The following is a 6,197-nucleotide window of genomic DNA, read 5'->3' as shown; positions in this document are numbered from 1 at the left end:
TTTCGGCTATCACGCTCTAGCCGCGCTTGCCTTCCGCTGGGTCGCCCTTGGGGCCCTTGAAGGTGTCGCCGATCTCGGCCGCGTCCGGCCCATCGGGGCCCGCCTGGGCGCGGGACTTTTCGCCGGTTTTCCGGACCTTTTCCTCGCCGCCCAACGCGCTGAAGTCGCCGGGCGCCTCGGCCTCGTTGTCCGAGCGGCCGGGGCTGTTGGGGGCGTGGGTCATGGCCGTCTCCTTGTGTTCGCGTCTTGGGAAGTGTTCGCATCTTGGAGAACGGCCATTTGCCGCGCGGCGGCCTTCCGCGTGTCGTTTGTTTAAGCGCCAAGCGGCGGCCGGCCGCTCGACGCGTCAGGGCGGCGCCGGCCAAGGGTTCCCCAGATATTCAAAAGTGAATTCAAGGCGCTATTCCCGCCGAAAGTCGCGCTGTCGACACAGGAACAGGATCGTCGCCGCCGCCGTTAGCTCCCTCGCCGCCGCCATCCGGCCCGGCCTTTCCCGAGGGACGACCATGAACGAGAACCGCGACAACCAAGGCCAGCCGCAACAGCAGAACGACGCTCAACGTCAACAGCCGGCGCAGCAGAACCAGCAGGACGGCGTCCGCCAGCCGCAGCAACAGCAGCAGAACCCCCAGCAGACCCAACCGGGTCAGCAGAACCAGCAGGCCGATCGCCAAGACGAAGGCGAGCGCCAGGACGCGCTGGATGACGACGGCGCGATCGGCGCCGTCGACGCCGACGAGGATCTGGAGCCTGGCCGAACCGGCGACGGCGGCGCCGAGCGCTAACCCGCCTATGGGCCGCCTTGTCGAAAGGCGGCCCCTTTCTTTCACGACCAAGGAGTTTGACCGTGCACGGTGGTGAGCGTCTTTGCCGTTTGGGGGCCTTTAGCCCGCGGTTTCCCGATGCCGAGGCCCTGCATCGCGGCCTGGCGCACTGGAATCACGTCCGCCTCGCGCCCAGCGCGCCCTCCGACGACTGGCGCGCCGAACTGGATCGGGAGACCGAGATGCGCCGGCTGGAAGGCGCGTTCATCGAGGCGTTCCGCGCCGAGATCGCCCCGCTCGTCGCGGACGTCCCGTCCGATCCCGAGGGTTTCATCGCCTGGTTCGAGGCCTTGAAGGACCATGGTCCCGGCCAGTGGGACCCTCTGTTCGACTGGCTGGAAGGCGAGGCCTCGCTGGAGGACCTGAAGTGGTTCCTGACCCAGGAGGCGGCCGGCGAGGCCGGCTTCGACGATCTGGTCGCCCTGACCCAGGTCAAGGTCCCCGAGCGCGCCAAGCTGGAGCTGGCCCGCAACTACTGGGACGAAATGGGCCGGGGCGGCGCCAAGGGGATGCACGGCCCGATGCTGGCGCGCACCACGGCGACCCTGGGCCTGACGCCGACCATCGACACGACGCTTTGGCAGTCGCTGTGCCTGGCCAACACCATGACCGCCTTCGCCACGACGCGGCGCTATGTCTGGCAGTCGATCGGGGCCTTGGGCGTGGTCGAGTTGACCGCGCCGACCCGCGTCGCCTGCGTCGACGCCGGTCTCAAGCGCGTCGGCGTCTCGCCCGAGGCTCGCAAGTATTTCGCCCTCCACGCCCAGCTGGACATCGAGCATTCCAAGGCCTGGAACGCCGAGGCCCTGGTCCCGCTCGTGTCGGAGGATCCGTCGCGCGCCCGGTTCATCGCCGAGGGCGCCGTGATGCGCCTGATCTGTGGCGAGCAGTGCTTCGACACCTATCGCGCCCACCTGTGGGCGCATACCCATCCGCTGGTCTACGCGGCGGAATAGGGCTTCGTAGGGCCTACATATAGTCCAGCAGGCTGGGTGGCCCCGCCGTCGTCCCCGGCGCGCCGTTGGCGTTGAACATCTGGGCCAGCTTCTCGCTGGCGTTCTGCAGCTGGACGATCTTGTCGTAGACGGCGGGCGTCCAGCCGGCCGCCTGGCGTTCCTCGGTGGTCATGCCGGCGTAGCGGGTGATCAAGGCTTGGCCAAAGCTCGACGGGTCCTGGTTGGACGACTGATAATCGCTCTGGATCGCCGCGCTGTCGCGGGCGCGGACCTCGGCCTTGGCCTGGGCGACCTCGTGGCCGGAGAACTGGTCGTCCTGGTTCAGGGCGACGGCCGACAGCGAGCGGTCGTCGAAGCGGCTGAAATCGATGTCGCCGCTTTGGCCGTCCTTGGCCGCGGTCGGCTGGGTGGCCAGGGAATACTGCTTGTCCAGCGCCGCGCGGACATCGGTGGCCACCTTGCCGAAGTCGCGGGTCTTGGCGCCCGCCACGACGCTGCCGGTATCCTTCATGTAGGCCGCGACGCTGTCATTGGCGATGCCGCTGGGCGCCAGGCCCGGACGGGCGAGCGCCTGCTTGCGGCCTTCCACGAGGGCGGCGCGTTGGTCGCTCCAGGCGCTGGTGGCTTTTTCCTCGGGGCCGGCGGCGTCCATCTGGTCCAGGGCGGTTTGATAGAGGCTGGCGTAGTCGCCGGTCAGTCGGGCCTGGGCGGCCGGGCTGGCCAGGGCCTGGTCGCGCTGATCGCGCATCCCCAGCGCGGCGACCACCTGCTGGTCGGTCGAGAAGCCGCCGCCCTGGTTGCTGGCCACGGCGTACAGCGTGCGGCGGTCCATGTCCGACAGGTCGATCGTCGAATTGCCGTTGCTGAGGGCCGAGGCCGCGCCGGCGGCCTTCAGGCGCGCGGCGATCTGGCTCTTGGCGTCAGCGATCACCGCGTCGATCGAGCGGGAGTCAGTCTGGGCCTTCAGCGCCGCCTGGGCGGCCGGCGACAGGGTCACGTTGACCGCCGGGGTGTTGATCGTCGGGCTCTGGTCGCGCGTCTGGCCAGGGACGCTGGCCTGGTTGGCGCGCTGGGCGGCCGTCTGCCCCGCGGTCAGGCCGGGGGCGTAGGTCGAGGCGTAGGGGTTGATCGTCGTCATGACGGGCTCGGAGCGACTCGGTCATCCGAGGGTAGCAGCCCCGAGCCCCTTTGGGCCACTCATGGTTAACGCGGCCCTTGCGCGCACCGTCCGTCGCGCGGCGCCGGCGCGCGACGGCGTTTAGAAAGTCTCCTCGGCGCGTCGCGCCGCCGCCGCGCCGCCGGGGCGGGCGAACGAGACGATGCGGGCGCGCGCCTCGGCCAGGGGCGCGGGACCGCCGGCGGAGGCCGGCTGGGCGCGCGCGGCGCTGGAGGCCGCGCCGGTCTGGAAGCGCGAGACCAGCCGTTCCAGCTCGCCGGCCTCGGAGCGCAGATTGGCCGCGGCGGCGGTCGACTGCTCGACCATGGCCGCGTTCTGCTGGGTGACCTGGTCCATCTGGTTGACGGCGGTGTTGACCTCGTTGAGGCCGGTCGCCTGTTCGCGCGACGAGCGGGCGATCTCGGAGACCAGGCCGTCGATGTCGCTGATCTTGGTGACGATGCCGTTCAGCGCCGCGCCCGTGTCGCCGACCAGCTTGACGCCGCGTTCGACCTGGGCGGTGCTGCTGGCGATCAGGTCCTTGATCTCCTTGGCCGCGTCGGCCGAGCGTTGGGCCAAGGCGCGGACTTCCTGGGCGACGACCGCGAAGCCTCGGCCCGCCTCGCCGGCCCGCGCCGCCTCGACCCCGGCGTTCAGGGCCAGGAGGTTGGTCTGGAAGGCGATCTCGTCGATCACGCCGATGATGTTGGTGATCTTCTTGGAGCTCTGCTCGATCTCGCCCATGGCCGTGACGGCGTCGTGCATGACCTCGCCCGAGCGCTTGGCGTCGATCGTGGCCGTCGAGGCCGCGCCGGAAGCCTGCAGGGCGCTCTCGGCGCTGCGCTTGACGGTGGCGGTGATCTCGTCGAGGGCCGCAGCGGTCTCCTCCAGGCTGGCGGCCTGCTGTTCGGTGCGGCGCGACAGGTCGTCGGAGGCGGCGGAAATCTCGTCGGAGCCGTTGCGCAGGCCGCTGGTCGCCGAGGCGATGGCGCCCATGGCGTCGCGCAGGCTGTCGAGGGCGGCGTTGAAGTCGTCCTTGATCTGCTGATAGCGGCCGGTGAACGGCTCGGTGATCTGGGCCGTCAGGTCGCCTTGCGACAGCCGCCGCAGGCTGCTGGCCAGCACCGAAACCACCATGTTCTGCTCTTCGGCCACGCGCTGGCGTTCGGCCTCGACCACGGCGCGCTCTTCGTCGGCGCGCGCGTTGAGGACCTGGAAGTAATAGAACATCACGACGCTGGCGTCGGAGAACACCGAGCGCATCAGGCTCAGCATCAGTTCGTCGGAATGCTTCTCGTTCCAGGCCTTTTCCTTCATCAGGCCGGACGCCAGGCCCGCGGCGTAGGCCGCGTAGGTCTTGCTCAGATAGGTCGCGAAATCGAGGCTGTTCGAGATGTTCTCGGTAATGACGGCTTGCTGTTCGAAGTATTCGCTGGGGAAATTGCCCCGCGCGATGAACGCGAACTTGCGCTTCTCGTTCTCGAACACGTCGTGCGGCAAGGCTTTCAGAGAAGGATCGATGACCCGGTAGGCGTTCAGAAGCGCCGTTTCCAGGTGCTTGCCGGCGCGCTTGTAGACGACTTCGCCAACAGATCGATCGTGTTCATTCCACGTGACGATCTTCTCTTTGATGTCAGACATTGATTGCCGCCCTTGTCTCGCCTGATAATTGAATCCTGGATTTCGGATTCTTCGCGCTCTTCGAGTAGAGCGATGGGCGAGACTACGCGCGGCCAGTGTTAATGGGGTGTAAATATCGCAGTATATGCGACTAATCGTAGCGACTATATTTTGAATTCGAAGTATTATTGATCGAGATCAATTTTACCTCAAGCGAGAATTGCTCAAAAGTGTCTCGAAAATGAGACTATTTTAGAACGCCTGTCAGCAAAGGCCTTGCGAAAAGCTCGGCGGCCTCGTCGCGATCCAGGCCCGGAACCCAGGCCCCCAGGGAGGCGGCGGCGTTCAGCATCGAGTTGATCATGTGGGCGGCGATGCAGGGATCGATCGCGCGAATCGAGCCGTCGGCGATCCCGTCCGAGATCATCGCCGCGAAGCGCTGCCAGCCCCGGGCGTAGCCGTCGGCCATGTCGCCGCGCAGCGCGTCGGGCAGGGCGCCCATCGACGAGGCGCGCAGCAGGGGACCGTGTTCGGACAATTGGTAGGCGGTCAGGCCGGCGGCGGTGGAGGTCAGCTGGGTCCAGCTGTCGGCGTCCAGGGCGCGCGCGTCGAGCTGCGAGCGGCGGGTGACGGTGAAGGTGCGCTCGAAGCACTCGGCCACCAGGGCGTCCTTGTCGTCGTGGTGGTGATAGAACGAGCCCTTGGTCACGTTCAGCGCCGCCGAAATGTCCTCGACCGAGGCGCCGCGATAGCCGCGCTGGTTGATCAGGCGGGTGGCGGCCACCAGGAAGGTTTCGCGCCACTCGATGCTCTCGGGCGGCGCGCCTTCGACAGTCTGGGGCGTGGGATCGGGCAGGGGCTGGGGCGCCCAGGCGCGGTCGCCGGCCGGTAGGCCGTTCAGCAGGATGTCGCCCATCCGGTCGCGCACCCGGCCGTAGTCCTCGACGTCGTAGCGGCGCAGCCAAGTGCCCGACCAGAACACCTGCTCCATCAGGAGGTGGGCGCGGGCGTTGCGTTGCCGCTTGTCCAGGTGGGCCAGGGACGGGTCGTCGAAGAAGGCGCGCACCCGGCGGAACAGATCGTTGAACGCCGCCACGACCGATCCGCGCAGAGGCTCCTTCAGCGCCTTGACCTCGGCGAAGCTGGTCAGCGGCGTCGCCTCGCCCAGGCGGACGCGTCGGTTGAGGTCCAGATAGAGGTCCAGGAACTTCAGGATCCGCGCGGCGGGCGAAGCCTGGGCGGCGGCCTCGGCGACCATGGCCTCGAACCGCTCGAGGCCGCGCATGAAGCAGGCGGCGGCCAGGTCGTCCTTCTTGCGGTAGTAGTAGGTGACGCTGGTGGTGTTGAGCCCGACCTTGGCGGCGACGTCGGCCAGGGTCATGCCGCGCACGCCCTGACGGTTCAGGATCGCCGTGGCCGCCGCCAGGATGGTCTCTTTCTTGCGGGCGTACCGCGCCGTCGCCGCCCCCGCGATCCGACCGTCATCCATAAACGCGCACCCCGTCCGTCGCACCGGGTCCCGCCGACCCATGGACACGCCATCCATGTAGGCCTCCCGGACGACCGCTTAAAGAGCGCTCCGTCCGCCGTGGGACAATTAGCGCGGGCCTACGCCCAAGGGATGTCAGGATTGTTGCGGAG

General features: G+C 68.1%; 6 protein-coding genes. 2 read left to right on the top strand and 4 right to left on the bottom strand.

Annotated features, from left to right (window positions below):
* Positions 1–16: 16 nt before the first annotated feature.
* Entirely contained in the window at positions 17–223 is a 207-nt protein-coding gene (locus OR37_RS13820; RefSeq protein ID WP_004620900.1) for a hypothetical protein, read from the bottom strand.
* A 283-nt stretch (positions 224–506) separates the two neighbouring features.
* Between OR37_RS13820 and OR37_RS13815 the strand changes: the two genes are divergently transcribed.
* Both OR37_RS13815 and OR37_RS13810 read left to right on the top strand, forming a co-directional pair.
* Positions 507–785: a hypothetical protein gene (locus OR37_RS13815; RefSeq protein WP_004620897.1), complete on the top strand. Its 279-nt coding sequence runs from the start codon at positions 507–509 to the stop codon at positions 783–785.
* Positions 786–847: 62 nt separating this feature from the next.
* On the top strand, positions 848–1,780 hold the full coding sequence (locus OR37_RS13810) for an iron-containing redox enzyme family protein (protein ID WP_004620896.1): 933 nt from the start codon (positions 848–850) through the stop codon (positions 1,778–1,780).
* Positions 1,781–1,793: 13 nt separating this feature from the next.
* Here the strand turns inward: OR37_RS13810 and OR37_RS13805 are convergent, their stop codons facing one another.
* The 3 genes from OR37_RS13805 to OR37_RS13795 all read right to left on the bottom strand — a co-directional run bounded on the left by OR37_RS13805 (position 1,794) and on the right by OR37_RS13795 (position 6,045).
* Positions 1,794–2,918: a hypothetical protein gene (locus tag OR37_RS13805; protein WP_004620894.1), complete on the bottom strand. Its 1,125-nt coding sequence runs from the start codon at positions 2,916–2,918 to the stop codon at positions 1,794–1,796.
* Between the two features lie 120 nt (positions 2,919–3,038).
* Complete coding sequence (locus OR37_RS13800) at positions 3,039–4,577, bottom strand: methyl-accepting chemotaxis protein (RefSeq protein WP_004620892.1); 1,539 nt, start codon at positions 4,575–4,577, stop codon at positions 3,039–3,041.
* 226 nt (positions 4,578–4,803) lie between these two features.
* The gene (locus OR37_RS13795; RefSeq protein ID WP_035017425.1) at positions 4,804–6,045 is read right to left on the bottom strand and encodes a TetR/AcrR family transcriptional regulator; all 1,242 of its coding nucleotides are present in this window, start codon (positions 6,043–6,045) and stop codon (positions 4,804–4,806) included.
* Positions 6,046–6,197: the final 152 nt, after the last annotated feature.

Source organism: Caulobacter vibrioides OR37, from assembly GCF_000372645.1.
GTDB classification, from domain to species: Bacteria; Pseudomonadota; Alphaproteobacteria; order Caulobacterales; family Caulobacteraceae; genus Caulobacter; species Caulobacter vibrioides_E.
This window is presented reverse-complemented; position numbering and strand designations above follow the sequence as displayed.

Coding starts and splice junctions, on each gene's coding strand:
- OR37_RS13815 (WP_004620897.1), top strand. CDS start 507: ATGAACGAGAACCGCGACAACCAAGGCCAGCCGCAACAGCAGAACGAC.
- OR37_RS13820 (WP_004620900.1), bottom strand. CDS start 223: ATGACCCACGCCCCCAACAGCCCCGGCCGCTCGGACAACGAGGCCGAG.
- OR37_RS13795 (WP_035017425.1), bottom strand. CDS start 6,045: ATGGATGACGGTCGGATCGCGGGGGCGGCGACGGCGCGGTACGCCCGC.
- OR37_RS13800 (WP_004620892.1), bottom strand. CDS start 4,577: ATGTCTGACATCAAAGAGAAGATCGTCACGTGGAATGAACACGATCGA.
- OR37_RS13805 (WP_004620894.1), bottom strand. CDS start 2,918: ATGACGACGATCAACCCCTACGCCTCGACCTACGCCCCCGGCCTGACC.